Annotated in this window: 4 protein-coding genes and 1 pseudogene; 1 reads left to right on the forward strand and 4 read right to left on the reverse strand. The window is 72.5% G+C overall.

Annotated elements, in window-relative coordinates; translation table 11 throughout:
- Positions 1-594 (reverse strand): RING finger family 4 domain-containing protein (locus ACYVE7_RS33690; RefSeq protein WP_460370580.1); only part of this gene is annotated, 594 nt, incomplete at its 3' end.
- 170 nt (positions 595-764) lie between these two features.
- The gene (locus ACYVE7_RS33695; protein ID WP_460370582.1) at positions 765-896 is read right to left on the reverse strand and encodes a hypothetical protein; all 132 of its coding nucleotides are present in this window, start codon (positions 894-896) and stop codon (positions 765-767) included.
- A 102-nt stretch (positions 897-998) separates the two neighbouring features.
- Between ACYVE7_RS33695 and ACYVE7_RS33700 the strand changes: the two genes are divergently transcribed.
- Complete coding sequence (locus ACYVE7_RS33700; RefSeq protein ID WP_460370584.1) at positions 999-1,208, forward strand: hypothetical protein; 210 nt, start codon at positions 999-1,001, stop codon at positions 1,206-1,208.
- On the opposite strand, the gene ACYVE7_RS33705 is transcribed toward ACYVE7_RS33700, so the two are convergent.
- Entirely contained in the window at positions 1,189-1,416 is a 228-nt protein-coding gene (locus ACYVE7_RS33705; RefSeq protein WP_460370586.1) for a DUF6457 domain-containing protein, read from the reverse strand. The two genes, ACYVE7_RS33700 and ACYVE7_RS33705, sit on opposite strands and share 20 nt — an antisense overlap.
- Positions 1,413-1,624 (reverse strand): annotated as a pseudogene (locus tag ACYVE7_RS33710) (hypothetical protein); the annotation flags it as partial. The gene ACYVE7_RS33705 and the pseudogene ACYVE7_RS33710, both read right to left, overlap by 4 nt.

Raw genomic sequence — 1,624 nt, forward strand, 5'->3', positions numbered from 1 at the left:
GGCGTCGTCGTGGTGGCCGAGCACGCGGGTGCGGCGGACCGTCCGGGCGGGGGTGCGGCCGCCGCGTTCCCTGACGGGGCGCAGGAACGGGTCGTCCGGGTCGATCCGGCGGTGGCAGAGCGGGCAGGCGCTGTACTCGCCGCCGTCCCAGCAGGCCCGGCAGACCAGATGGGCGCACGGCGCGACCGGCTGCACGGAGCGGCGGTCGCCGCAGAGCACGCACGGCTGGGCGGGTTCCTGGAGGATCAGCGTGAAGATCCGCCGCACGTACAGGTCGAGGGTGTCGTCGGGCACCGAGTCGGGGAAGCGCCGGAACAGGGGGACGTGCGGGACGTCCGCGCCCGACTCCGCCGCGACCAGCCCGACGAGCCGCCGTCCGGCGACGGCGAGCTGCTCGCCGGTCAGCCGGCCGAGCGCGCGGTGCAGTTCGGGGCCGAGCAGGTAGCCGTGCCCGGCGAGGTCGGTTTCGAGGGCGATCAGCCCGTTGGCGACGTCGGCGCGGGTGTGGCGCAGGACTCTGCGCTGCCGGGCGGGCGGGACCAGCCCGTCGAACAGGGCCCCCGGTACGACGGTGCGCCGTCTCCGCAAGAGCACCCCGGCCAGTCGATCCACCGAGCCCCATCACCCCAGGTAGTCCACGGTCGTGCGCAGGCAGCCGAGTGGGACGCCGACGCCCCTGGCGACCACCGTACCCGCTCGTCCGTTCCGCCTAAACTGATCAGGGGCGCGGACGATCCACCGTCCACGCCCCTGCCGAACCGCGCCTATTCCTCAGGCATACGCTCGGCACGCTCCTTGCTGGCGCGTTTCTCCTGCTTGGCGGCGCGAGCTTCCTTCATGGCGGTCCGCTTCGCCTTGCCGGTCGTCTTCGCCGGCTTCTTCCTGGTGTCGCCCATCAGATCCCCCTGAATCGGTCGGGCACGCCCGTGTCCGGGCACATCACCCACGCTGCACGGCCGAGCCCCAGAAAGACACCCAAATCAGACAAAGGACTGTAAATGACTGACTTTCAGTGTTCAGCGAAGGGCTGCGGCGGCGCGGCCGTCTGGGGACTCCGCTGGAACAACCCCAAGATCCACACCCCGGAGCGCCGCAAGGTGTGGCTGGCCTGCGACGAGCACAAGGGCTCACTGACCTCGTTCCTGGACGTCCGGAGCTTCTTCAAGGACGCCGTGCCCGTCGCCGAACTCACGGAGCAGGACGGCTAGCCAGCTCGGCGAGACGGGCGGCGAGGGCCTGGGAATCGCCGCCGCGCCCGACGGCCAGGCCCAGCAGGAACGCCGTCAGCGGGGCCGCGGGCCGCGCGACGCCATGGGCCACGTCCCTCGCCAGGTCCAGGACCAGATCGCGGTCGATCTCCCCCGGGTCGAGGCCGAGTTCGGCGGCGGCGACGGCGGTCCACTCGTCCAAGGTCATCGGGGCTCCTCGACCATGCTCCTGGCCCGTGCCAGGTCCGTTGGGGTGTCGCAGTCGAACCACTCAGGGGGAGCCGGAATCCGGCGGGGCTCCAGGCCGTCCAGGACGCCTCGCAGCGACCGGCCCCGGTAGCCGTCGAGCGCGGCGCGGAGCACGGCCGTCCGCCAGGCGCCGGTCAGCCACTGGTCGCGGCCGTCGGTGTCGGCGA

This window comes from Actinocorallia lasiicapitis (assembly GCF_054778695.1).

What these genes read in the sequence shown, in the direction of transcription:
- ACYVE7_RS33700 (WP_460370584.1), top strand. Translation starts at nt 999, where the DNA reads ATGACTGACTTTCAGTGTTCAGCGAAGGGCTGCGGCGGCGCGGCCGTC.
- ACYVE7_RS33695 (WP_460370582.1), bottom strand. Translation starts at nt 896, where the DNA reads ATGGGCGACACCAGGAAGAAGCCGGCGAAGACGACCGGCAAGGCGAAG.
- ACYVE7_RS33705 (WP_460370586.1), bottom strand. Translation starts at nt 1,416, where the DNA reads ATGACCTTGGACGAGTGGACCGCCGTCGCCGCCGCCGAACTCGGCCTC.